This is a genomic window from Metabacillus herbersteinensis, from assembly GCF_042433335.1.
Taxonomy (GTDB): Bacteria; Bacillota; Bacilli; order Bacillales; family Bacillaceae; genus Metabacillus; species Metabacillus herbersteinensis.
On sequence record NZ_JBHLVO010000014.1, the window covers coordinates 83,410 to 108,544 of the forward strand.

The 25,135-nt window shown below is 36.2% G+C and carries 28 protein-coding genes and 1 riboswitch; of the genes, 8 read left to right on the plus strand and 20 right to left on the minus strand.

Annotated features, from left to right (window positions below; all coding sequences use genetic code 11):
- Positions 1 to 139: 139 nt before the first annotated feature.
- The 3 genes from ACFFIX_RS28005 to ACFFIX_RS16065 form a co-directional block, all read right to left on the minus strand.
- The gene (locus tag ACFFIX_RS28005) at positions 140 to 289 is read right to left on the minus strand and encodes an LPxTATN C-terminal sorting signal domain (protein ID WP_512700171.1); all 150 of its coding nucleotides are present in this window, start codon (positions 287 to 289) and stop codon (positions 140 to 142) included.
- Between the two features lie 246 nt (positions 290 to 535).
- Complete coding sequence (locus ACFFIX_RS16060) at positions 536 to 1,132, minus strand: DNA-3-methyladenine glycosylase (RefSeq protein ID WP_378935726.1); 597 nt, start codon at positions 1,130 to 1,132, stop codon at positions 536 to 538.
- Positions 1,129 to 2,259 carry an NAD(P)/FAD-dependent oxidoreductase gene (locus tag ACFFIX_RS16065; protein WP_378935728.1) on the minus strand — a complete coding sequence of 377 codons (1,131 nt, stop codon included), beginning with the start codon at positions 2,257 to 2,259 and terminating at the stop codon, positions 1,129 to 1,131. Before ACFFIX_RS16065 ends, ACFFIX_RS16060 begins: the two co-directional genes overlap by 4 nt.
- 143 nt (positions 2,260 to 2,402) lie before the next feature.
- Here ACFFIX_RS16065 and ACFFIX_RS16070 point away from each other — a divergent pair, with 143 nt between their 5' ends.
- The 7 genes from ACFFIX_RS16070 to ACFFIX_RS16100 all read left to right on the plus strand — a co-directional run bounded on the left by ACFFIX_RS16070 (position 2,403) and on the right by ACFFIX_RS16100 (position 8,687).
- On the plus strand, positions 2,403 to 2,726 hold the full coding sequence (locus tag ACFFIX_RS16070; protein ID WP_378935730.1) for an MGMT family protein: 324 nt from the start codon (positions 2,403 to 2,405) through the stop codon (positions 2,724 to 2,726).
- A 198-nt stretch (positions 2,727 to 2,924) separates the two neighbouring features.
- Positions 2,925 to 3,647, plus strand: coding sequence for an ABC transporter ATP-binding protein (locus tag ACFFIX_RS16075; protein ID WP_378935732.1), 723 nt, complete (start codon positions 2,925 to 2,927; stop codon positions 3,645 to 3,647).
- The gene (locus tag ACFFIX_RS16080) at positions 3,644 to 4,672 is read left to right on the plus strand and encodes an ABC transporter permease (RefSeq protein ID WP_378935734.1); all 1,029 of its coding nucleotides are present in this window, start codon (positions 3,644 to 3,646) and stop codon (positions 4,670 to 4,672) included. The genes ACFFIX_RS16075 and ACFFIX_RS16080 overlap by 4 nt, the downstream gene beginning before the upstream one ends.
- 33 nt (positions 4,673 to 4,705) lie before the next feature.
- Positions 4,706 to 5,362: a TetR/AcrR family transcriptional regulator gene (locus ACFFIX_RS16085; protein WP_378935736.1), complete on the plus strand. Its 657-nt coding sequence runs from the start codon at positions 4,706 to 4,708 to the stop codon at positions 5,360 to 5,362.
- A 252-nt stretch (positions 5,363 to 5,614) separates the two neighbouring features.
- Positions 5,615 to 6,331, plus strand: a complete 717-nt coding sequence (locus ACFFIX_RS16090; RefSeq protein WP_378935738.1) for a pseudouridine synthase — start codon at positions 5,615 to 5,617, stop codon at positions 6,329 to 6,331.
- 123 nt (positions 6,332 to 6,454) lie between these two features.
- A complete protein-coding gene (locus ACFFIX_RS16095) occupies positions 6,455 to 6,628 on the plus strand; it encodes a DUF3934 family protein (protein WP_378935740.1) in 174 nt (57 codons plus the stop codon).
- 622 nt (positions 6,629 to 7,250) lie between these two features.
- Positions 7,251 to 8,687 carry a carbon starvation CstA family protein gene (locus ACFFIX_RS16100; protein WP_378935742.1) on the plus strand — a complete coding sequence of 479 codons (1,437 nt, stop codon included), beginning with the start codon at positions 7,251 to 7,253 and terminating at the stop codon, positions 8,685 to 8,687.
- Positions 8,688 to 8,787: 100 nt separating this feature from the next.
- On the opposite strand, the gene ACFFIX_RS16105 is transcribed toward ACFFIX_RS16100, so the two are convergent.
- From ACFFIX_RS16105 to ACFFIX_RS16140, 8 genes are all read right to left on the minus strand, one after another.
- Positions 8,788 to 9,108: a hypothetical protein gene (locus ACFFIX_RS16105; RefSeq protein WP_378935744.1), complete on the minus strand. Its 321-nt coding sequence runs from the start codon at positions 9,106 to 9,108 to the stop codon at positions 8,788 to 8,790.
- A gap of 184 nt (positions 9,109 to 9,292) precedes the next feature.
- Positions 9,293 to 10,336 (minus strand): tRNA 2-selenouridine(34) synthase MnmH, encoded by a 1,044-nt coding sequence (gene mnmH / locus ACFFIX_RS16110; RefSeq protein WP_378935746.1) that lies wholly within the window; start codon positions 10,334 to 10,336, stop codon positions 9,293 to 9,295.
- Positions 10,337 to 10,837: 501 nt separating this feature from the next.
- The gene (locus ACFFIX_RS16115) at positions 10,838 to 11,557 is read right to left on the minus strand and encodes a sulfite exporter TauE/SafE family protein (RefSeq protein ID WP_378935748.1); all 720 of its coding nucleotides are present in this window, start codon (positions 11,555 to 11,557) and stop codon (positions 10,838 to 10,840) included.
- A 97-nt stretch (positions 11,558 to 11,654) separates the two neighbouring features.
- Positions 11,655 to 12,440 (minus strand): 2-keto-4-pentenoate hydratase, encoded by a 786-nt coding sequence (locus ACFFIX_RS16120; RefSeq protein ID WP_378935801.1) that lies wholly within the window; start codon positions 12,438 to 12,440, stop codon positions 11,655 to 11,657.
- Between the two features lie 16 nt (positions 12,441 to 12,456).
- Complete coding sequence (gene thmT / locus ACFFIX_RS16125) at positions 12,457 to 12,642, minus strand: 2-hydroxymuconate tautomerase (RefSeq protein ID WP_378935750.1); 186 nt, start codon at positions 12,640 to 12,642, stop codon at positions 12,457 to 12,459.
- Positions 12,643 to 12,733: 91 nt separating this feature from the next.
- Positions 12,734 to 13,162 carry a DoxX family protein gene (locus ACFFIX_RS16130; RefSeq protein ID WP_378935752.1) on the minus strand — a complete coding sequence of 143 codons (429 nt, stop codon included), beginning with the start codon at positions 13,160 to 13,162 and terminating at the stop codon, positions 12,734 to 12,736.
- A 66-nt stretch (positions 13,163 to 13,228) separates the two neighbouring features.
- Positions 13,229 to 14,011 (minus strand): dioxygenase family protein, encoded by a 783-nt coding sequence (locus tag ACFFIX_RS16135; protein ID WP_378935754.1) that lies wholly within the window; start codon positions 14,009 to 14,011, stop codon positions 13,229 to 13,231.
- A 28-nt stretch (positions 14,012 to 14,039) separates the two neighbouring features.
- Complete coding sequence (locus tag ACFFIX_RS16140) at positions 14,040 to 14,672, minus strand: alpha/beta hydrolase (RefSeq protein ID WP_378935756.1); 633 nt, start codon at positions 14,670 to 14,672, stop codon at positions 14,040 to 14,042.
- Positions 14,673 to 14,975: 303 nt separating this feature from the next.
- On the opposite strand from ACFFIX_RS16140, the gene ACFFIX_RS16145 reads away from it, so the two are divergent.
- Entirely contained in the window at positions 14,976 to 15,515 is a 540-nt protein-coding gene (locus ACFFIX_RS16145; protein WP_378935803.1) for a cupin domain-containing protein, read from the plus strand.
- A 539-nt stretch (positions 15,516 to 16,054) separates the two neighbouring features.
- On the opposite strand, the gene ACFFIX_RS16150 is transcribed toward ACFFIX_RS16145, so the two are convergent.
- From ACFFIX_RS16150 to ACFFIX_RS16190, 9 genes are all read right to left on the minus strand, one after another.
- Positions 16,055 to 16,750, minus strand: a complete 696-nt coding sequence (locus tag ACFFIX_RS16150) for an ankyrin repeat domain-containing protein (protein WP_378935758.1) — start codon at positions 16,748 to 16,750, stop codon at positions 16,055 to 16,057.
- A gap of 39 nt (positions 16,751 to 16,789) precedes the next feature.
- Positions 16,790 to 17,479 carry a response regulator transcription factor gene (locus ACFFIX_RS16155; protein WP_378935805.1) on the minus strand — a complete coding sequence of 230 codons (690 nt, stop codon included), beginning with the start codon at positions 17,477 to 17,479 and terminating at the stop codon, positions 16,790 to 16,792.
- A gap of 10 nt (positions 17,480 to 17,489) precedes the next feature.
- A complete protein-coding gene (locus tag ACFFIX_RS16160; protein WP_378935760.1) occupies positions 17,490 to 18,950 on the minus strand; it encodes a sensor histidine kinase in 1,461 nt (486 codons plus the stop codon).
- 229 nt (positions 18,951 to 19,179) lie between these two features.
- A complete protein-coding gene (locus ACFFIX_RS16165; RefSeq protein WP_378935762.1) occupies positions 19,180 to 20,157 on the minus strand; it encodes a DUF4822 domain-containing protein in 978 nt (325 codons plus the stop codon).
- Positions 20,158 to 20,542: 385 nt separating this feature from the next.
- A complete protein-coding gene (locus ACFFIX_RS16170; RefSeq protein ID WP_378935764.1) occupies positions 20,543 to 21,418 on the minus strand; it encodes a MetQ/NlpA family ABC transporter substrate-binding protein in 876 nt (291 codons plus the stop codon).
- A gap of 21 nt (positions 21,419 to 21,439) precedes the next feature.
- Positions 21,440 to 22,090 (minus strand): methionine ABC transporter permease, encoded by a 651-nt coding sequence (locus ACFFIX_RS16175; protein WP_378935807.1) that lies wholly within the window; start codon positions 22,088 to 22,090, stop codon positions 21,440 to 21,442.
- A gap of 13 nt (positions 22,091 to 22,103) precedes the next feature.
- A complete protein-coding gene (locus ACFFIX_RS16180; RefSeq protein ID WP_378935766.1) occupies positions 22,104 to 23,126 on the minus strand; it encodes a methionine ABC transporter ATP-binding protein in 1,023 nt (340 codons plus the stop codon).
- 224 nt (positions 23,127 to 23,350) lie between these two features.
- Positions 23,351 to 23,463, minus strand: a riboswitch (SAM riboswitch).
- Positions 23,464 to 23,862: 399 nt separating this feature from the next.
- Positions 23,863 to 24,195 (minus strand): chaperone CsaA, encoded by a 333-nt coding sequence (csaA, locus tag ACFFIX_RS16185; protein WP_378935768.1) that lies wholly within the window; start codon positions 24,193 to 24,195, stop codon positions 23,863 to 23,865.
- 36 nt (positions 24,196 to 24,231) lie between these two features.
- Complete coding sequence (locus tag ACFFIX_RS16190; RefSeq protein ID WP_378935770.1) at positions 24,232 to 25,128, minus strand: EamA family transporter; 897 nt, start codon at positions 25,126 to 25,128, stop codon at positions 24,232 to 24,234.
- Positions 25,129 to 25,135 lie beyond the last annotated feature (7 nt).

The following is a 25,135-nucleotide window of genomic DNA, read 5'->3' on the forward strand; positions in this document are numbered from 1 at the left end:
TTTACCTTTGTATAAAAAAAGTATAGTTTACGAGTTGTAATGATGTCTAGCTTTGTAATGTGTTCATGTAGGTTGGGATGATATCTGTAAAAATAAATAGTAGCAGAATACCAATATTGGCTTCTGCTCCTAGCTTCTCTTAAAAACTTTGATTTGACTTCAATCTTTTTCGGTGAATGACAAATGCAGAAATACCGAATAAAAGTAGTAAGCTACCAATTGTTAAGTAATTAAATGATGATGTTGCAGTGTCTAAGAAGTTGATTGTTGGATTTCTTTTTATCTTCAGTGACTACAACTTTTACTTCTTGCTCTTCTTTTTCAACAACTGGTTTTACTACTTCTTCTTCAACCGTCGGTTCCTCTTCAACTACTGGATGCTAAAGTTAGTCAAAAAACGACTTATTTAATGCAGAAGTAAAGAAGCAGGGACATGAGTGATTTCCTACTTCATATATATGAATTCGATATATCGATCAATTTAAGCCCTTTCCGAACTATTGCTTCCAGTCCCTCGACTCATCATCCTGAATATCTATCTCGAAACAAACCGATTCCCCGTAACCCAAAATCTCCATGGATAATCCTTTGCTTCCCCAGAGTTGTCAATCCCAATTCTTTTCCCACGAGAAATCTCCATTGGCTTATACCCTTCTGCTATAAAAAGTGGTGGCTGAAAAAAAGGGCGGCCGTAATCCTCCTTAGTAATCCCTAATGCTTTCGTTAGTTTACCTGGTCCATTTGTAAGATTCTTAGGATCACTAACAGGTCTTCTTTTATTCATCAAATCAATCCCTGAAAAGGGTTCAACAGCTCGTATAAGAATGGCTTCAGGATTATCTATTACACCACTAACCACATTGACCAGACAATGTGTATGCATCGAATAGGTATATACATAGCCAGCTTCTCCAAACATGATTTCTGTTCGTTTTGTTCTTCGGTTTCCGTAACTGTGAGCGGCACGATCAGCAGGACCCATATACGCCTCTGTTTCCACGATATATCCTGATGAAATACCTTCCTCTGTTTCATTTATTAACAAACAACCGAGTAGCTTTTCAGCTAATTCAAGGGTTGGGAGGTGAAAATATTCGACCGGTAAGGGAATATGGATGCGATCTGGTGTCATTTCTCGTCCTCCATCTCAATAGCCCCCGCTAAATCATAGCTACTTAGATCAAGCTCAGTATCCTTATTTAGTGCTAGCTTCGCAAGTTCAGAGCCAAGAAAAGGACCACTGGTTAAACCAGAAGCTCCTAACCCATTCGCAAGCAAAAGTCCTTTATAGTTGGGCACAGCACCTATTACAGGTAAAAACCCTGGTGTAAACGGTCGAAAGCCCACTCTTGTTTCGATCATTGTGCTATTCGTTAAACCAGGAGCAACTCCCAATGCCTTCCCCATCACCTCATTGATACCGCCAGCTGTCACACGGTAATCCAGCCCTGCTTCATCTTCATGTGTCGCTCCCACAACAACTCGTCCGTCTTCAAAAGCAAGAATGTACTGATCATTAGGCGGCATCACGACAGGCCACTCGCTTGTATCTGTATTCTGTATTTCTAGGTGAACGATTTGTGCCTTTTGTGATGAGACTAAAAAATTCACACCTAGAGGCTTTAAAAGATCTTTTGTCCAAACGCCTCCTGTTACGATTACTTGATCAGCGATTAAAGTTTCATTCTTCAGTTGAATTCCAATCACTCTGTTGCCTTTATGAACTAGTTGAGCATCACCTTGAAGAAAAATAGCCCCTTTCTTAATCGCAGAACGAACTAAAGCATTACGTAACGCTCTGCCATTTACACGCGCTCCTCCACTTACATGAACTGAACCGTATTCCTCCGAGAGCGGTGGGAATAGCTTCTTAGTTTCAGAAGGTGATAAAATTGTGATATCTCCAATTTCAGGTGCATCCTCTCGGCGTTTCCGAGCACGTTCTGCCATTTTTTCCAGCTTATTTTCATCTATATGAAGACTAAGTGCTCCGACTCGGCTATAGCCTGTTTCGGTTTCACCGTCTTCTTTCAATTTCTCTATTAATTCAGGATAGTATCTGGCTCCAGCCTTGACGAGCTGATACCATGCCTTGTTTCGTCGTTGTGAAAGCCATGGGCACACGATTCCCGCTGCAGCGTCTGTGGCCTGTCCAAGGTCCTTGCGATCAACCAATGTAACGTGTGCACCTGCTTTTGCAAGGTGATAAGCAGTTGACGCACCGAGAATACCTGCACCAATGATAATGAACTTTTGCATTTGAACACCTTTTTCGTTTTATTGGTTATCTGTTCATTTTACAGGACAATTGAGGTGCGCTCAATTATATGGAAGTTTTTTGCCGTAGATGTAGTCGTTGTTTATAATAATGAATGGAGTAATTAACATAGGAGGAAATCAGAATGACACCCTTTACCGAAAAAGTGATTAAAATCATTCAAAAGATCCCATCTGGGAAAGTGATGACATACGGTCAAATCGCTAGACTAGCAGGTAGTCCAAGGGCAGCTAGACAAGTCGTTCGTATCCTCCACTCAACGAGTGAAAAGTATCGACTCCCTTGGCATAGAGTCATCAATTCAAAGGGTGAAATTGGCTTTAGAGATGAAGAATTATTTCTTGTTCAAAAAATGTCACTTGAAAGTGAGGGAATTGAGTTTGTAGGCCAGAATTGTATTCGACTTGAAATCTATCTGTATCAACCTAATGATGAAAACACCTTGTAACACATGAAAAAATAATCCTATCACTCCACATTTTCAAATACATACCTCTACCATTATTCTAAGCTATACCTCGACGCCCATAAACGAAACTTGAAAAAATTTTTAAAAATTAAATGAGTGAGTACTCACTTTACAATAACTCGCATAAATTATAATATAAAAGTGAGTGATCACTCACTAACTTAAAGAGGTGAATAGATGGGCACCAAAGTTGTCATTAACGATGTTTCAAAATCCTTTGGTACAAAGACCGTTTTAAGGAATATCTCCTTGCAAATTTCTCAATCAGAAATCTTCGGTCTATTGGGTCCGTCCGGAGCGGGTAAGACGACTTTGGTAAAATGTATCGCTGGAATTGATGAAGCTAGCACTGGTTCTGTAACTATTTTTGGAGGAAAAATGCCAAGTCTAGCTGTGATGAAAGAGATTGGATATATGACACAATCTGATGCTTTGTATGAGGAATTAACAGCACTTGAAAATCTTAATTTTTTTGCAGCAATATACGGATTGAAGGGAACGAAGAAAAAAGAGCGAATCACCTCTGTTATGCGGCTCGTGAATCTTGAAAAAGAGTTAAAACAAAAAGTTGGAGAGTATTCGGGTGGGATGAAGCGAAGACTTTCGCTGGCGATTTCTCTCCTACATGAACCGAAGATCATCATTTTAGATGAACCTACAGTGGGTATCGATCCTGTTCTAAGACAGTCCATTTGGATGGAACTTGAGCGACTTAGCAAAGCAGGTACGACTGTCATCGTAACAACTCACGTAATGGATGAGGCAGAAAAATGTCACCGACTTGGAATGATACGCGATGGAGATCTGATTGCATTAGGTACTCCAAAAGAATTAAAAAAGAATATTCACGCTGAGAACATTGAAGAAGTCTTCATCCATTATGGAGGTGTGAAGAAATGAGAATAAAAGCCATAGTCGTTCGAATCATGCGCCAATTCTTTCGTGACAAAAGAACAATGGCCTTAATGATCTTTGCACCGATGTTTGTACTCTTTATGATGTCACTAGTGTTTAACGGATCTGATTACGAGCCTAAGATTGCTTTAACAGATAATGTACCTGATCCCATTTTAACTTTGCTGCAAGAGTCTGAAAGTAGTATTTCTATTTTAAGGCTTCATGAAGCAGAACAAGCTCTTTCAAAAGGTGAGTACGATGCCCTCATCGACTTAAAAGATCAAAAGCTATCTGTTCGTTTAGAAGGAAGTGATCCTACTGCCAACAGAGCGGTCATGGTGGTCTTACAAGAGTCATTCGATGCGGATACACAACAAGCAGAAAAGCTGGAACCATCATTTGATTATCTTCATGGCTCTGAAACGCTTGAGTCGTTTGACTATATGGGCCCAGTTCTAATTGGTGTATTTATTTTCTTTTTCGTATTCTTGATCGCAGGTGTATCATTTCTTCGTGAAAGGTCAAAAGGAACATTGGAAAGAATGCTGTCTACTCCTTTAAAACGCTCTGAAATTGTTCTGGGCTACATTATTGGGTTTGGATTTTTCACATCCATTCAAGCATCAATTATTTCATGGTTTTCCATTGAGATTCTAGATATGTGGATGGTTGGTTCGATTGGATATGTGTTGCTCGTAACTCTCTTATTAGCTATGGTGGCGTTAACGCTTGGTATTTTGTTATCTACTTTTGCTCATAACGAGCTACAGGTCGTCCAATTTATTCCGATTGTCATTGTTCCACAGATTTTTCTATCAGGGCTATTTTCTCTAGACGCTTTGCATCCGAGTTTAAAGATAGTAAGCTACTTTTTGCCATTAACGTACGGAGCCAACGCCTTAAAAGATATTATGCTTAGAGGTGCGGGCTGGGGATCAATAAGTAATGATATATTCGTACTTTTGGGATTTTCCCTTCTCTTTATGTTACTCAATATTGTAGCGCTAAGAAAGCATAGAAGGATATAATAGGGCTAGTAGGTACGAAGGAGTTGACAATCGTTGAGCAATGACGACTTGTTAAAGCAACTATTGCCCGAAAATGAGCAATCTAAACTAACGGATAAGCAAAGAAAGATACTAGAAAGCGCAATTGAGGTTTTTGCTGAAAAAGGCTTTGCTGCTACCTCTACAAATGAAATTGCCAAAAGAGCTGGAGTTGCAGAAGGAACGATTTTTCGCCACTACAAGACGAAGAAGGAATTATTAGCAGCAGTCGTTACCCCCCTTCTATCCAAAATGGTTGCTCCTTTTCTTTTAAAAGACTTTAAACGAGACGTTTTTGAGAAAGAATACGCAAGCTACAGTGACTTTTTAAGAAAATTAATTGAAAATAGACTGAAATTCGCACGGAGTCATGTTCAATTACTTAAAATACTAGTTCAAGAAATCGCTTTTCAGCCAGAATTTAAAGCAGCCTATATAGAAATTTTCCAGGAGAATATATTTCCTCTCTTTAAGAGCGTAGTCACCTACTTTAAGGAAAAGGGCGAATTAAAGGATATCCCTGAAGAGACAATTATTAGACTCACGATTTCTACAATTGTTAGCACAATTGTAACGAGAATTATTATCTTGAATGATCAATCGCTCGATGAAGAAGAGTATGTTAATGAAACAATTCATTTTATGATGAATGGCTTGGGGTCAAAATCATAATAGAAGTCGGATTCCAGAACTTGGGTCCGGTTTTTTCATTTTAAATCCTCTCCCTTTAACTTTTAAAACTTAGTTTTTCCCTCACAATTTTACTTTTAATAAATTCTATCTAAAATCACAATTTTCCGTGATATTGCAACCCTCTATTAAAATATTGTATGCTTAAGAGTAGACGATCAACCAATTGCCACTTAAGGTTAGTTTGATATGAAGATTTGCTTTATGGTTACTTGAAAATTTCAATATAAGGACGTGGTTAACCTGCGTATTAATAAATTTATTAGCGAATCTGGAAAAGCCTCTAGACGCGGAGCAGATCAGTTAATTAAAGATAGAAGAGTCACAATTAACGGGAAGATTGCGACGGTGGGTAGCCAAGTTGAGCCAGGAGATGATGTTCGAGTAAGTGGAGATCAAATCAGAATGGCAAGAAATCATGTCTACATCGCCTTGAATAAGCCAGTGGGCATTACTAGTACTTCTGAAAAAGGTGTGAAGGGAAACATTATTGATCTTGTTAATCATCCCTTGAGAGTTAGTCATATTGGTCGACTTGATAAAGAATCAGAGGGCTTAATCCTCCTTACAAATGACGGAGATATTGTAAATGAAATACTTCGTCCTGAAAACAAGCATGAAAAAGAGTATACTGTATCAGTAGACAAGCCCATTACTCCCGCTTTTCTAAAGCAAATGTCAGAAGGAGTAAAAATCTTAGATACCAAAACACTGCCCTGTGAAGTCGAACAGCTTTCAAAATTTGATTTCAAAATTATCTTAACACAAGGATTGAATCGACAAATTCGCCGAATGTGTGCAGAGCTAGGATACGAAGTGTATCGACTACAGCGAACACGAATCATGAATATTCAATTGAACAATCTTCCGGTTGGACAATGGAGAGATCTATCAAAGAAAGAAAAAAATCAACTTTTCTCAGAATTGAATTATGAGCCAAAAGAATGGTAAAGAAAATAAAAAGAGGCAAAATAGTAAGAGTGAATAAAATAAGTGCCTGTCAGTGCGAGTTTAATTGTGGGTTCTCCATCAATTCTTTGTAATGACAGCCATATCTTATAATGGAGTGATTATTTGAGTAAAGCTAAGGGTAAAGGCGGAACAGGTAGAGGCACAGGCAAAAAGGGTTGGACCCGATGGAAAGTTGCTGCCAACAGAGCAAAAAGTGCCAAACCTTACACAAGTAAAGGCGTTAAAAGAGAAGATGAATCAAAGTCCACCAGCAGTAATAAAGAGGACAATTCCTAAATGTAAGCACTGCTTATGCAGGCTGGCTTCACAATTAGAAAATAGCTCACACATCAACGCTTGGGTATATTTATGACCCAAGCGTTTTACATATCCCTCGAATTCCATTTCTGCAGTACTTTATGAGAAAATTAGTATTAAGATATATATAAGTCACCGGAAACCACCTCGCACACGCTACAATTATGATCTTTTTTTCAATTTAGTCGTGATTTCTAAGAATATACATCGTTATATGCGGAATTCCCCGTCAAGGATTGTATTTTTTTACTATGGAGGTGTTTTATCTTCGAAATATTCATTTTATCGACGATTCGACAAAAAACTCTCTTTATCGACAGCTCTATTAACTCAATTCAAGTCTTCTACTAGGGTTTGAATACTTATGTTTCACCGCGTAAGAGCTATATTGAAGCTAGCTGAAATTCCAGCTAGTTTTTTTATTATTTTTTTATTGCTCAATTGAACCTACCTTCCAGTTCTAGATAATATTTCAAAAAAATTAAAATGCAGGCGTTTTATTTAACAGAATGTTATATTTTTTCTGAAAATGTGTTGTATTTATTACAATAAGTGTTAGAATATTTCATAATCGAGAGTCACTCCAAAGGGGGAAAACAATATGCTAACATTTTTTGCTGCACTCATTTTACTAGTTCTAGGGTACGTAGTTTATTCAAAGTTCGTTGAGCGTGTTTTTGTCATTGATGACAATACTACAACCCCAGCTTATACAAAAACCGATAATTTCGATTTTGTCCCAATGAGCTGGTGGAAGGGAAACTTAATTCAATTATTAAATATTGCTGGGCTAGGACCAATATATGGTGCGGTTGCGGGAGCATTGTATGGACCGGTTGCTTTTGTTTGGATCGTCATTGGCTGTATTTTTGCAGGTGGAGTTCATGACTATTTTTCAGGTATGTTGTCCTTACGACATAACGGTGCTCAATTTCCTTCTATTGTTGGTCGTTATTTAGGAAAGCATATTAAAGCATTTATTAATGTGTTTTCTCTTATATTAATGATTTTAGTTGCTGCAGCTTTTACTGCAGGACCTGCACAGCTTATTGCACAAATTACTCCACTTAGCTTCACAGTAGCATTACTAATTATCTTCGGTTATTTTGTCTTAGCTACTGTTTTGCCTATTAATCAAATTATCGGCAGGATTTACCCTTTACTCGGAGCAATCTTGCTTTTTATGGCTGTCGCAATTGCAGTTGCTTTATTATTTAGTGATAAACAAATTCCAAACCTTACATTTGAGAACCTTCACCCTGCTGATTTACCCGTTTGGCCACTACTTATGGTCACAATATCATGTGGTGCAATCTCTGGTTTTCACTGTACACAGAGTCCAATCGTTGCATGTACAATGAAAAAGGAATCTGATGGACGTAAGATTTTTTACGGCGCGATGGTTATTGAAGGTGTTATTGCACTAATTTGGGCTGCAGCTGGAATGGCCTTTTTCAACGGCACAGTTGGTTTAGGAGAAGCACTTGCTGCTGGAGGTCCATCAGGAGTTGTAAACGAAATCTCAACATCACTGTTAGGTACTTTTGGAGGTATCCTTGCAATTTTAGGAGTCATCATTTTGCCTATCACAACGGGTGATACCGCACTTCGTTCCTCAAGAATGATCCTAAGTGAAATTATTACAAAGGTTTATAGGATTGATACTAAAGTAAAAGTATTATTCGTTACACTTCTCGTTTCAGTACCTGCACTTTACCTTGCAACGATTGACTATACTTTTTTATGGAGATATGTAGGTTGGACAAACCAAGTTGTTGCTTCTGTTATGCTATGGACAGGAACGGTGTATTTATTAAAACATCATAAATTCCATTGGATTTGTGGAGTCCCCGCGATCTTTATGACAGGTGTCGTTTGCACGTATATTTTCTACGCGCCTGAAGGGCTGAACCTTCCCTATTCAGTCTCAAATGGTATTGGGTTCTGCTTAACAGCCATTGTTGTTTTATGGTACGTAAGCCAAATTATTAAATACCGTAAACTTAAACTTGAAGAGTCTGAAGCGAAAGTTGCTTAGATTTCTTTCATGAAACTTATTAATCGTTTAATTCAATTTCATATTTTTAAAAAAAAGAAGGATTAATCCGATTAGGAATAATCCTTCTTTTTTTTAATTATTATGCAATATCAACTTTACTACCCTTTAAATTATTATCCGGTTTTGAAGCATCAATCATAAGAAAAATAGCTGACAGTATATGCATAATCATTCCTACAAATGGAATCCACGCTACACAGGAAGTTATAATTCCTAAGACACTTCCAGTTGATGCTCCACCACTCTTTTTAGTAAGAACTAAAGTGATAATATGTAGTACTAACATAATGCCTAATGGTATCCATAAAAGACCTATAATAATTGCAGCACCTAAAACAGGAATACCTAAAATTGCTTCGAGAGCACCAGTAACCCACTTTAATATTCTTGATGGGGACATTTTCAAACACCTCCTCTTTAGTAATTTATCAAATTAAAGTATTTCCGTATAAATATATCACTATTTTCCTAACTTGTCTTAAATTCACAGGATTTTATACCCAAAAGCATAACTGTAATTACCAAAAAATAGTTTATACCTAATAAAATAGTCCTGTTAGATACGTTTAGTTTTACTCTATTTTTTAAGATAGAGTGAAGGCACTCTTGAGGAGCCGCCCAACTGCTTCGACCGCTTCATCGACATCGTTCGCTTGTATTGTTATTCTTTGGTTTTCTGAATACTGTTTTGTTGTGTGTACGTACCTTGGATCATAATAAAATTCCAGTAACAAGAGTACGGCTGAGTCGTAATTACATGATTTCAAGTCAGCTTCAATCTGTGCGGCAATTGGTGTATGGATGTGCTTCTTGATTTTACAGAAGGCATTTACACATTCCTCATGGTGGTCCCATGGACGATACTCCTCTAGAATATGACGCACTCTCTCCTCCATAGGCATCTCAATGAAAATATGAGTTCCATACGCCTTTTTCTCCATCACAAAATCTGGAATCAACAGTTTTCCTATTCGCTTACTTTCAGCCTCTAATAAAATAAATGGCGAAGAATGCAACCGCTCGATATCCTGAACAAGAAGGGCTTCAAACGTTTTCTGGTTTTGTGAAACTAAACCAATTTGACCAAAGATCGATCCCCTATGATTGGCCAAGCCTTCCAAATCAAGAGTCGGATATCCCTCTTTTTCGAGACGCTTTAGAATGGCGGTCTTCCCTGTACCTGTTCCACCATTTAAGACGTATGCTTTAGGCTTAATTTCCACTTTCTCTAGTGTTTGAATAACCCAATGGCGATAAGAACGAACTCCACCTTGCAAGCGGAAAGTTTTGATTCCCATTAAGTCGAGTACAGTTGCTGTTGTTTTACTTCGCATTCCTCCGCGCCAACAAAAAACCACCTTGTCCCCTTCAATTTGGTTAAATTGCTTAATAAATTCTGGTAGTTTAGCAGCAACTATTTCCAAACCTCGATCCTTTGCTGACTGAACACTCACTCGCTTATAAAGCGTTCCAACTTCTGCTCTTTCTATATCATCAAACAACGGAATATTAAAGCTACCTGGTATCGTCATCTCTTGATACTCAGAAGGTGATCGGACATCAATTAAGGAAAACTTGCTTTTATCCTGACTATGCAGTAATTCATCAATCTTTAGATCCTTGAACAATGCAATTCCACCTTTTCATCCAATTTCTTCGCTTACCTAGGAAGCTTGGATAACTTATCACTATAACGTTCTTCATTAAATGGAACTTTATTTTTCATAATATCATATATTTCTTTAACGAATACTGTATATACCATCTATCATAACTAATCGTATTTGTTTTCAAACGTGTGTTCACTAGTGGTGGGCAGAATTTTTTATCAAACTCTTCCATATAATTTAAAAAAGCAATATAATTTACAGACAATCTTACTAACTACTAAGTTTGCTTTTTAAGATGGAAGGTGATGCTGAATTAAGGAACTAGTTGGGAGCTGCACAAAATGCGGGAAGGATGTTTTCTGCTTAGAAGGATTTTTAAATGGTTTTAAAGACACAGAAGGTAATTTAATTTGTTTTGATTGTGATGAGGATCATCTACCCTCTTAAAGTTTGCCTGTTAAAGACTTCTTTGCACTGTAGTAATTAATAACTTCCAAGAAGACAGGCATGTGTACCCGATTATAATCTCCAACTTTCAATAAGCATGTAAACCCCTGTAAACAATAAGATCAAATATGTAAATTTCCGAAAGAGATTCTGGTTAATCCTTTTAAATAAAAGTTGACCCACATACAAGCCTAAGAATACAAGTGGTAAAGCAACACCGCTTGAAATCCAGATGGTTTTAGTTGTGCCCGCAAAAATAATTTGGATGATCAAACTCATAAAATAGATATATAAATAGAAGGCTAGGGTGGTACCTCGTAACTTTTCTTTTGGTGTATCTGTTCCTGAAAAATAAAGCAATAAAGGAGGTCCAGGCATACCTATACTACTTGTAAGAGAACCTGACAGTCCACCAACAACCATATCCTTGCTCTTAGACTGATTGATATGAAACTTAAGCATTAACATAATTGTTAATGCCAGGATAGTAAGACTTATTCCTACCTTCAATTTAGTTAGATCTACTAGTAGAAAGATCATAATCCCAAGTGGTAGACCAGCAACACTACCAAGCATAAACCTTTTTAAAATTCCAAAATCAATATCCTTTCGAACCTTAGTAATCAAAGCACAAGAAATAACTAGAGATAAGATTATATTAATTTGAATTGCTTCAGTTGGTTTAAATATCAAAAGGAGAAAGGGGGTGGCCAAAATTGAAAAACCAAACCCTGTGCTAGTTTGGAGTATGGAGGCCACCAAAATGATGAATAGAAAGATAAATGTGTCCAAGGAATCACCTGCTTTTTTCCGTACGTATTAGTTAAATACAAGTCTAACATATTTAATTATTATTAACTTCAGCCTTCACATTTCGTGACACATAGTCTCATCTAACATTAAATGAAATATCACCCATTCCATCATAGTTTGAAATGACATGATCTCCTTTTGTTAACAAGATCGCTTCTGTAATTCCGCCAGTTAAGATGATGGAGCCTTTAGGTATTTTTCCCTTTCCATGGCTAAAAAGCATGTTCGCTAACATGGCTACTGAGTTTGCTGGGTTGCCTAATACGGCAGCACTCGTGCCATTTGCTTTTAACTCCCCGTTTATTATTAATGTTACCCGAATCTTTTCAAGGTCGAATTCTTTAGGATCGAAAACTTTGTCTCCAAAAACTACCCTAGAAGCAGATGTATTATCTGCAATCACGTCAGGAAGTTTAAATTTGAAATTCTCATACCTGCTATCAATGATTTCAAAAACAGGTAGAATCCCTTTCGTTTTTGCAAGCACTTCCGCCCCTGTTATCGCTGGACCCTCAATATCTTCTGCGAGAATAAAGGCGATTTCAGCCTCTATTTTCGGATGAATAAATTCCTCCATTACAATTTCGCCTTTATCCGGTACCAACATATAGTCGAAGACAGTACCGTAAATTGGTTCATCGACATTCATTTGCTTCATCTTGGCTTCACTGGTTATTCCCATTTTGAAAGCAATGATCTCATGCCCCTGACTCTTTTTCATTTTGATCAGTTCATCCTGAACTACATAACCCATTGATAAATCGAAGTCAGGAAATTTATCGGTAATACAAGAAACGGCATATTGATTTTCTTCCGCTTTTATTAATAACTCAGCTAACTCTCTGTAGTCAATCAAGAAAATCCCCCTATTCCCTTTCTTATTTTTCACTTTTTAATTTATCCCCTACTGCATAATAATTTTTAGGTACTTCGTTAACGTAAACACGAATTGTAGATAAAGGAGCCCCAAGTGATTCGTGAACAGTACTTGCTACATTTCGAATGCATTGTTCAACTATTTCTGGTTCTCTTCCTTCAAGTAGGGTAATTTGGATAATTGGCATCTTCTACCTCCTTTTTATTTTATTAAAAGAAAGCACTACTTCTAGAGAAGTAATGCTCACTTGGAATTTTATCTTTTAAAAAAATACATTATTAAGCTGCTTGATTGTTTTGGTTTTTATTACTCTGCCAATTAAGAATCAATTGATCGACAGCAAACATTTTACTGCCATTTATCGAAAGAAATACAGCAATCGCTAAGAAAGCTAAATCTAATTCATAACCAGCTGATTGTCCATCACCCATAAAGCCAGCTGCTAATTTCACTTTAAAAATAGCCCCAATCATTACTAGTGATAGTAAAACGGAAACAATTCTAGTACCTAATCCAATGATTAATGCGAATCCACCAACCATTTCGATTAATGCTACAACATAAGCTAGTCCCCCAGGTAGACCAATGCTATCAAACCATCCAACAATATTCTCAATTCCACCTTGGAATTTGGCTAACCCGTGTATAAAAAAACTAATTCCTAAAATTACTCTTAACATCAACGTACTTGCCTCAAATTTATTCATTTTATTTCCTCCAAATGATCAATTTTTTAAATTGCTTAATACTTGTATCGTTGGTAACAATGACTATCAACCAAATTGCCAAACGCTGTGACTTAGATTCCCATATCGATAGCTACGGTGTAATAACTTTGCTGTTTGTTGTTTATCTGCTGCACCCATTGCGTAGAATATCGGAACAAAATGCTCATTTCCATATGGCGGTACTGCAAGTTTAGCGGTAGATGCTAAAGAATCGTAGTTGTAAAGTGATGCTAGATCCCAATTTTCCAAATGACTTGATAACCATTCATCAAAATTCAGTGCCCAATCATCAACTTCCCCATTATCTTTGGCCCAATTCAACGCTCTGAGATTATGCACCGTTCCTCCACTGCCGATAATTAAAACGTCCTTCTCCCTTAATTCTGATAAAGATTTTCCGACCCTATACTGCTCCTCCGGAGAAAGCTGCGGATTGATTGACATCGAAATGACAGGGATTTCCGCATTTGGATACAGCAATCTTAGAACGACCCAGGCACCATGATCTAAACCACGTTTCGTATCAATTTCAAAAGAAACACCTTGGTTCTTGAACAGGTCCTGAATTTCTTTGGTTATCTCTTCATTTCCCTTTGCCGGATATTGAATGCGAAACAATTCTTCGGGAAATGCACCAAAATCATAGATCGTACTATACTCGTCGACGCTGCTTACTTTTTGTGTACTTGATTCCCAGTGAGCCGAAAATAAAACAATCGCTTTTGGTCTTGGCAATCCTTGACCTAAGTGACTTAAAAACTGAGTGTACTCATTGTTCTCAATGGCAATTAACGGTGCTCCATGAGCGATAAAAAAAGACGGAAGCATGAAATCATCTCCTTAAATGTTTAATTCTTTACTTTTCCAATGAATCGAGTAACCATTTCACGTAATCATCGTGATTTTGCACCGATACTGTATGTCCTTCTTGATACGTTTTAAACATTACGGTTGCACCCAACCCTTGAAAATACTCATTATTATCCTTGCCCCACTCATATGGCAACACTTGATCCATTTCCCCATGAGAAATAAATAAGGACATTTGATTGACTGATTTTACGTTATATTCATCCTTGACGAATGCAGGAATGTATCCACTTAGGGCAATAATACCCTTTATTCGATCCCCTAGTGTCAAACCAAGAGTCATTGAAAGAATAGCCCCTTGACTAAAGCCGAGTAAGTACAATTGACTTAAATCTAAAGGATATTGATCTGAAGCATAATCAATAAAGCTTCGAAGTTTACTAATAGCTTGATCAAACACCTCTCGATGAGGCTTCCCATATCCTTGAATCGTAAAGTAAGCGAATCCGGGAGGCTGTTCCAAATGACCACGAATACTGAAAATGTAAAATTGCTCTTCCAATCCATTTACCAACGACAGCATGTTTTGTTCATTACTCCCGATACCATGCATCACGAAAAGGGCAGGATACGTTTTATTTGGATCGATTTGTCGCGGTCGACGAAGCTCATATATCATTGGTGAATTCAACTTTCATCATCCCTTCTTGAAATATGGTTTAAACCTATTAACTAGTTGCATTTTATCTCAGCGTTATATATAAATTATGGATTTGAAAACAACCTTTTTGTTATCATATAAAAATAATAGATTCATATATAAAAACATCTAAGTAAAAAAAAGCGCTGAAATGATTTTTCGTGTTTTCTAATACGAATATTTATTATCTATAAGATAACAACCTCGTTGTAGATTGTCAACCATTCTTTTGCTAAGATAGAATTAAGTTTTTTATTAGGAAACTACATTGAGGTGGATAATTTGGAAATAGGCTCAAAAATTCGCGCAATACGAAATAGGAAAAAAATCACCATTGCTCAAATGTGTGAAGATACAGGACTTTCAAAAGGCTTTATCAGCAATATCGAAAACAATAACACCTCTCCATCCCTTAACACTTTGCAAACAATATCAAAATTTCTTGGAGTACCTCTACCCTATTTATTGTTAGAAAAGAAACAGCACATGAGAGTAGTTAGAAAAGCTGAAAGAACTTACTCTACTTTAAACAACCTGAAAATAGAGCATTTAACGTCCAAGGGTGGATTAAGAATGATGCTGGTCGAATTTCCTCCTGGTGCTTCAATGGGTGAAGCAATTGCCCATGAAGGAGAGGAATGTCATTTAGTGTTGGAGGGCAAAGTCCTTGCAGAACAGGGCGAAGATTCTATGATCATCGACGAAGGGGATTCCTTTAGTTGGAACGCAAGTGTACCACATTTCGTTAAAAATATAGGAGATGGGAAAGCAGTTGTTTTAATTTCCATCTATTCAGATACCGAACTTAATGACATTTTCTAAGCTCTGTTTATCCTCAACTTTTGTATCTAGTGTCTACCATTATTAAAAAGCGCAAGCGCCTTGTTCAGCCCCGACAAGCATAAGGCGATTCTAGGGTAGAAGGCGTTCTTTGCCTTCAATTTAGAATTGACTTATGACCTCGAGGGGCTAGGCGCTGGAGCTGGACTTGCGAAACGCAGACTTAATATCAAATTTTATACTTTCTATATGTCAAAAAAGAAATAGAAATAGTGACCATTAACGGTAACTATTTCTTTTTTTATTAATTCTTCTTTGATTTTACTTGTATATATATTTATTTTACTTCGATTTAACTTATTAAAAAGCTCATTTACTTGTGATACGGTTCACCGTATCACATCTAAATGAGGTTTTTTATGGTTTGTTGAACTCAACTTTTCGGCTCAATTTTTTAATTTATATTTGTTGGATTTAGATTAACCTTCTAAAACTACTTTTTTCCTGCTCTCTTAAATCCTTTAATATTCTTTTACTTGTAGCTGGTGAAAATCCACAAAGCCTCTCAACCCTAACTCACCTTATTTCGCTCCCACACTATGAAGTATTTCAATTATTTCAGTAAATCCTCTAGATTTTGCATGTTGAAGGGGAGTGACACCTTTTGAATCAGGGATATTCACATCTGCTCCATACTCAATTAATAATTTGATTGTTTCCTGTTGATCTTTTCCTCCGTCACTTAGAACAATTGCTTCCATTAATGCTGTCCAGCCAAGATTATTAACATGATTCACATCGATATCGGTATTCTCAAGAAGCTCTTTTACGACCTCAACATAACCATGTTCAGAAGCTGGAATTAGTGCTGTACCACCATATCTATTTAATAGTTTTGGATTAGCCTCAGCCACAATTGTGAGTTTCAATATTTCCAAATAACCTTCTGCTCCTGCATAAAGGAAAGGGTTATTTTCCATATCATCTTGAATATCTATATCTGCTCCTCTTTCAATTAACACTTTGACTGTTTCCGGACGATTGGCGTAAGCAGCAATCATAGCTGCGGTTCTTCCCTTATCACCAACGACATTTATGTCCATTCCTTCATTTATAAAATTTTCCATTTCAATGACCTGCCCTTTTTCAACAGCTTGAAAAAATTGCTCTTTCATTTGTTCCAATTTCCCTTCCGATGTACTGTCTTCTGACACTTCAGAGTTTTGACATCCAATCAAAAACAATGCGGTTATGACTAAGAATAAAGTTTTTTTCACTTACACCCTTTGACTCCCCTCATTAAATGATTTTCATATTTAGACAGAAAATCGGTACCCGGCACCCCACACCGTTTCAATAAATTGCGGATTTGCAGGTTCCATTTCAATTTTCCCACGAATCTTTCTGATATGGACAGTTACAGTTGTGATATCCCCCGCTAAGTCCAGTCCCCATATCAACTCAAATAGCTCCTCTTTACTAAAAACACGATTAGGATGTTTAGCAAGAAATGTTAGCAGCTCGAACTCTTTTGCAGTTAGATTCACTTCGTTATTATTTACATAAACTCTGCGTGATGTCTCTTCTATAGTTAATCCTCTTATACGTATTTCCTGTTTACCTACTTGCTTATTTCCACTCAATCGGTCATAACGAGCTAAATGTGCCTTAACCCTTGCAACAAGCTCACTTGGACTAAATGGCTTAATGACATAATCATCCGCTCCAAGTCCAAGGCCTCTAATCTTGTCGATATCTTCTTTCTTCGCTGATACGATTAAAATCGGAATTTCTTTAACAGCACGAACCTGCCGGCAAATCTCAAATCCATCTACGTGAGGTAACATTAGATCTAATATGATCAAATCGTATTCAATAGTAAGAGCTTGTTCAAGTCCCTCTCTTCCAGATTCAATTAATTCGACGTTAAAACCATTTATTTCAAGATAATCCCTTTGAAGTTCTCCAATGCTCGGGTCATCCTCAATAATCAAAATCTTTTTCAATTCACTCACCTCACTTTTTGGCATATTGAAGTGTAAAGAATATATTCGTTCCTTTTCGAATTTCACTTGTTGCCCAAATTTCTCCACCATGCTCACCAATAATTTGTTTGGCAATGGCTAATCCAAGTCCACTTCCACCTGTTGAGGTATTTCTGGCATTATCTTCGCGATAAAAGCGATCAAATAAATGAGGTAGAGCGGCAGGTTCAATCCCATTTCCGTTATCGCTTATTTCAATCTCGATATGCTTACCTCTGTTTGCTACTGAAAATCGTAAAATCTTTTCATTCTTTTTCATATGTTTTAAGGAATTTTGTATAATATTAACGAAAACCCGCTTTAATTTCTCTCTGTCTGCTATCACGAACTCATGGCTATCCAGATCAACATTGCTTTGTACTTTGATACCTTGTTCTTCAAAATCCCAGCTTAGTTCTTCAATAAAGTACTTGATGTAACGAACCATATCTATTTCTTCAAAATTAAATGGAATCTTTTTTAAATCTAGCTTTGAAAAAAGAAATAAATCATCGATTAGAGAATCCATATCTGATGCTCTCCTATAAATCGTTGAAAGATATTTGTCCTTTTTTTGAGGAGTATCAGCAACTCCGTCTCTAATCCCTTCTACATATCCTTTTATAGCCGTAATAGGTGTTTTTAAATCATGAGAAATATTTGAAATAAGTTCTTTTCGATTCTCTTCATATCTTAGCTGCAAATCTATTGATTCTTTTAACCTTTGACGCATTTCTTCATATGCCATACTTAATTGTCCAATCTCATCCTTTGTTCTTGCTGTCACTTTATAATTTAAGTTCCCATCCCTTATTTCTTCTGACGCAAGTTTCAATGAATACAAGGGTTTTACAATACTTCTCGTAACTAAGTAATGAAGAATACCATTCGTTATGATTAATAAAATAAGTAACACACCTATTAAAATAGGAAATAGATTCTTCGATAATGCTACATATGGACTAACTTTCTTAATAATAAAGATGCTGCCTTTTTCTTGATCAGCAAAATAAAAGTCAAATTTCACATAAGAGAAATAATATTTCCCGTAACTAATAGTATCCCTAACTTGAATATTTGAAGGCTCGAAGGCAGGGAGTTCGTCTGCACTTTTAATGGATATTAGCTTATCAGTCTTATAAATAATTTGAGTCCCTTTTCGGATAACAAGGGCAGATGGTACGTATTTTAACTTCTCATCAAATGATTTTAGAGAACTATTATCTAATAATCGATCTGGCTGTTTTTTTGCTAAATACTTCAAATCTAAAAATACATTCTCTTCTTGAGCTGTTATGGGTTTATGTGTGTAATGATTTGCGTATAAATGTTTAATACTACTTATATCTCCTGTAATAGCTAAAATCATTAACAATCCACAAATAATAAAAAGCCCTATGGTTACAACCAACATGGCTGTATAGGATAGTAACATTCTCAAACGGATTGACATGCAATCCCTCCTAAACAGTTAAAACTTCATGGTAAATTCAATAATTGACAGAGTAATAAAAAATAGTACTCCTTTGTAAAGAAATAAAAAAGCCGGTTTCGTAAAATAACAGATTTTCCAAAGAGTACTAATAAATGTATGGATAACTAACAAAGCCAAACTAAAAAGGGAACGGAGATTACCGTTCCTTGTTTACCTTCATGTTGTTCAGTCCTATAGGAAGTGAATATTATTTAGTGAATTTTAGCTTGAAATCACCATTATAAGGTATATGCTCAACGGTAATAGTTATTTCTTTTCCATCTTTATCTTTCCCCTTTCTTTTATAAGTGAATTTATTTTCATTAAGCTCTGTAAGCTCAAGAACTGCACCATACTTCATTCCATGTGAAACATGTGCTCTTATCTTATTTCCATGAACAACATCGTAATATCCATAATCGCCGCGACTTTGCCCTGTTTTTGCATCGAAAAATTCATATTTGTTTGTTTTGTTATCATATTTTGCAAGACTTAAGAAATTCGAATTATAGCTTGAAACATCATTACCTTGTTCATCTAACACTACCGTTCCCTGCCATAAGGTGCTAGATAAAACTTTATCTCCATCAACGTATGTCACTACTTCTCCTGTAGTACTTTCCAAAGTCTTATCTGGATCGGTAAAGGAAAGTTCTGTTTCATTATAAGGAATATGATCAACGAACACCTCTATGTCATTACCATTAGCATCTTTACCCATTCTTTTATAGGTGAACATATCTTTATTAAGTTCTGATATTTCAACAATAGCTTGATAGCCCATTGATTCTGAAATTAATACTCTAATCTTCCCATCATTAGTTATAAAGAAAGTTCCTTTGTCCCCACGACTTTCTTTTGTCGTTTTATCGAAAAATTCATATCTGGCTGTTTCATTGTCATATTTCGCAAGACCAATAAAGTTTGCGTTTTCTTTTGTTAAGTCATTTTTATTTTTATCATAGACTTTTGTTCCTTGCCAATTTGTTCTACTTAGAATCCTAGCCATTTCTTGCCCTGTGGTTACCTTATCATCCGATTTCTTTTCTAGCTTTGCGGTTTTAGGTTCATTTATTTCTGTTTTTTCCACTTTTGCAGCTTTTACTTTTTCGGTTAGTTCAGATTGACAGGCTGAAAGAATTAGAGCCATGCTTGCAATACATAATAACATTATTAGTTTCTTCATATTATTTCCTCCAAATTTTGTAGCATTTCTACTATTATCAATATAATTATTTACTAAATACTCTCGTCGACTTAATTACATTGTATCCTCTAATACTTAACTCCCTGGAAACAATGTCTTAACAAAGTATTAAAAGTTAATTAAATATTTATAGAAATACGATACGGTGCTTCTAGAAGGAAAAATAAAAAAATTTATTATAAATAAATGATCACGCAATCTTACAATAATGTCTAATAAAACCTCATTTACTTATGGTAAGGTTCACTTTACCTTAAGTAAAACAACATTAAAATGTATTCCTTTTCACTAATTTTTATTTAAAAGATGCCTGTCACCACCCTGTTATTAACATTCGGGCAGTGACAGGCACTGTGGTATAGTATTATTTTCCTTCTACAGGTTTCGTCCATGCATCTTTATAATTTAATAATTCGTCTAAAGACACAAATGTCGGGATCGAATTTCCTTTATATTCTTTCATAATAAAATCTTTCACTTCTTTTGATTGGTAAATTTCCACTAGTTTTTGCAGTTCAGGTCGATCAGCATCTCCCTTTTTAACTGCAATGATATTAATATAGGGTTTTGCAGTTTCACTTTCATGGAATAAAGCATCCTCTAACATAAGATCTGCTTCAACAGCAAAATTGTTATTAATGATCGATGCATCTACGTCATCTAAGAAACGCGGCGTATTTCCTGCAGACACAGCTTCAAATTTTAATTTTTTTGGATTGGTAGCAATTTTTTCTATAGAACCAATTCCTTCAAAATCCTCTGTTAAGGTAATCAGACCTGCTTCTTGAAGAAGCAACAATGCTCGACCAAAATTCGTACCTTCATTCGGAACTGCGATAGTAGCGCCATCTTTAATATCTTCAAGGTCAGTATATTTTTTAGAATAGAGACCCATAGGAGCAATTATAGTCGATCCAATAGCCTCTAACTCTAAATTTTGGTTAGTTACTGCCTCATCAAACCAAGAAATTGTCTGGAATGCATTCGCATCTATCTCCCCTTCGTTTAAAGAAACGTTTGGTAAGATATAATCACTAAACTTAACAAGCTCGATATCCAGTCCCTCTTCTTCTGCTATTCCAACAATGTAATCCCATATCCTAGTATCCCCACTACTTACGCCAACTTTAACTTTTTTTAGTTCATCTGAACCCTCTACGGATTCATCACTTCCATTTCCACAGGCCACTGCAAATGCAGCTAGCGCCAATACCAGTATTGATACTAAAATTTTCTTCATTTCCCTTACCCTCCATAGTTGTTATCTTCTTCTTATTTTTTTTGAAACAATATTCCCAGTAGATTGTAATAATTGAACAATGATAACAAGTGCTGCTACAGTTACAACCATTGTCATCGTATCAAACCTTTGATAGCCATATGATAAAGCTAGATCCCCTACACCACCTGCACCAACTGCACCAGCCATAGCCGAGGCTCCAACTAAACCGATTGTTGCAGTTGTAAAGGTAAGAATTAATGAACTAAGCCCCTCAGGAATCAAAAAGCGGTAAATAATTTGCCATGTCGTCGCTCCCATTGCCTGAGCCGCCTCTATGATTCCTTTATCCACTTCCAATAGAGAGTTTTCGACTAGACGTGCAATATAAGGAGCAGCATAAAAGACAAGAGGTACGATAGCGGCATTTGTACCGATTGCTGTTCCTACCATGAGCCTTGTAAAGGGAATGAGTGCAACGAGCAAAATAATGAATGGAACAGATCGTAAAATATTTATAACTGGATTCAAAATATTAAAAATCCATTTATTTTCTAAAACATGATCCTTCCTTGTAATAACAAGTAAAATGCCAAGCGGAAGTCCAATCAGTCCGGAAAATAACAGCGAAAGAGCCACCGTATAAAGTGTATCGCCAAAACCCGTTAACAATTGCTCTGCTGTTATCTCCATTCCCCAAAATGTGTTATCCATTTATCTTCACCTCCTGTACGAGGATATCCTCGTCTTTAATATATTGGAATGTCTTATCGATCTCTTTTTTGTCACCAGTCACTTCAATAATTAAATTTCCAAAAGGAGTTTCTTGAATCTCAGATATATTAGCTGATAGAACATTTAGATGAACATCATATTTTTTTGCAATTGTTGACAATAATGGCTTACCTGACGTTGATCCTACAAAATTAATTTTCCAAATTACCGGAGCATCCTTTTCATTATTTTTAATAAAGCTTTGTGGAACTTCATCATGGATAACCGTTCGCACAAAGTTTTTAGCTATATCTGTTTGTGGTTTAGAAAATACGTCAAGCACAGATCCTTGTTCGACGACCCTTCCACCTTCCATCACCGCTACCTTATTGCATATTTCCTTAATCACAGACATTTCATGTGTAATTAGTAAAATAGTAATGTTGTATTCATTATTGATTTTCTTTAAGAGCTGCAATACGGCACTCGTAGTTTGAGGATCCAATGCAGACGTTGCTTCATCACACAAAAGGACCGATGGATTAGTGGCCAACGCTCTTGCAATGCCAATCCTTTGCTTTTGACCCCCAGATAATTGCTCTGGATAATTCTTTGATTTGTTTGATAAGCCAACAAACTCCAATAGCTCTTCTACTCTTTGTTTGACTTCTTTACTGGGAGTTCCAGATAAAACGAGTGGCATAGCCACATTATCAAAAACAGTTTTGGAGTTTAGCAGATTAAAATGTTGAAAGATCATCCCAATTTTTTTCTTCTCTGCTCTCAATTCTTTCGGTTTTAAAGAGGTTAATGCCTTTCCTCCAACAAGAACCTGTCCTTCTGAAGGGCGCTCAAGGAGGTTGACTAACCGAATCAACGTACTTTTTCCGGCTCCACTATAACCGACGACACCGAAAATATCCCCTTTTTCAACTGTTAAATTAATTCCCTTCAACGCTTCGACAATTTGTTTCTTTGTTTCATATAATTTTTTAACATTTTGAAATTCAATCATAAAGTCCGCCCCCCATGTATTTTAAGTTAAAGAATTTATTTTCAGAGATGTATAACATAGAGGTTTGTTCAAAACTAAAGCTTGCTTGATTCCATTTGTCCAATTTACATTTTATAAGTCCTACTAAACGAAAAATGCCTCTTCCGTCATTAGACAGAAGAGGCATATACTTAGGCAAATAAATAAAAGAGTAAACTTTTAATTTAATTATCTCGTAAAGGCTCTTCTTATCTTTCAAACTTACGTCCGTTGGATTTAGCACAGTATTTTTACAAAAGGTAAAAACCCGCTGCCGAGGTATCATAGGGCCAAGTCCCTCCACATCTCTAGATAAGAAATTATATTTAATTTATGTTTTCCACTATATAATTTAATTCACTTAATGTCAAATTAATTCCGAACAATCTGAATTAACAATAATTGCTATCATAATTTACACGCCTTAAACTTTTTCAAAAAAGTATTCTAGAACACAAACTCAATTATCTATGTAAAAAACCTCTAAACTTAAAGTTGAAGTTTAGTAAAGAAGAACACATATTTCTATGTGATAAATTTTTGTTAAATATATCCAATTTAATCCTTAGCAACTACCTATAGTGATTTCTATTAGAGCATAGTAAGTAATGGTCAAATTTTATTCCACAGATATAAAAGCCTCATTTACTTATGATACGGTTATTCATCATTCATTGGTAAGTTAACTTTTTATTAAATACAATCACTTCAAATGTATTTATGAGATTCTTGTTCCATTCCTAATAAGTTCATCAGGCTTTAATAGAACAACATCCCCCTCTTCCGGAACCCCTCCTATTACCAATACCTCAGATTTAAACCCTGCAATACGCATGGGTGGAAAATTAACTACTCCTACCACTTGACGTCCACAAAGTTGTTCAGGAACGTATCTACGTGTAATTTGAGCGGAAGAATGTTTTATCCCAATCTCTTCTCCAAAGTCAATTTCTAGTTTTATAGCAGGTATTCTTGCTTCAGGAAAAGTTGTTGCATTGATGACCGTTCCTACACGAATATCTAGTTTTAGAAAGTCTTCAATTTTTGCCATACTGAGCTAACCACCTTTTTACAATTTTAATGTCACTCATTTCTGGACCATCCTAAGTTCCTTTTCACTACTAGAATTTTTAGACGACCATATTAATATTCCGATTCCTAGCATTAAGAGGAGAATCCCTAACCAAGAAATTATGTTTAAGTATTCGCCTAATATGAAAACTCCTAATAATGCTGCTGTTAATGGTTCTGCTAACGCAAGTGTAACTGCAGTTGATGAAGAGACATGGGTAAGACCTTTGGCAAAAAGTAAATATGCTATCCCAGTAGCCATAATACCAAGTTGAAGACTTACACTCACACCTCGAAAACTCATTACCCAAGACATATCAAAAACAAATAAAAATGGAGATAAACAGATTGCACTAAGAGTAAAAACAACTGCTACTACTGATAATGACGAATGGTTTTTAACCAAATTTCTACTTATAAGAGTATAACTAGCAAAGGATAACCCAGCCCCAAGAGCCATTATTATTCCAACAGAGTCTACATATACTGATTCTTTATTACCAAAGAGCATTAGACAACCTAAAATTGATAAGATTGTAGAGTACCACCATACTTTAGATGGACGAATTTTTAAATATAGCCATTCTATGAGACCGGATAAAATAGGTGCACTCCCAATTGCTACCACTGTCCCAATGGCTACTCCCGTAATCGAAACTGCCGAGAAAAATAATGGTTGATACAATGCCATACTTAAAGAAGCCAATATGGTTGTCTTGATTGGCCAATTTTTAAAGTTGAATTTCCCCATTATTAGAACTATTAATACTAAAAATATACCTCCTACCGCTAAGCGAGTAGCCCCAATAGCAATCGGGTGTGCTGTTTCCGGCGCAAGTGCCTGAGTTGTGCCCGTGGTCCCCCAAAGTACTGCTGCAAGTAATATTAAAAAAGGAGACAATTTCCGCTTCATTTTGCTC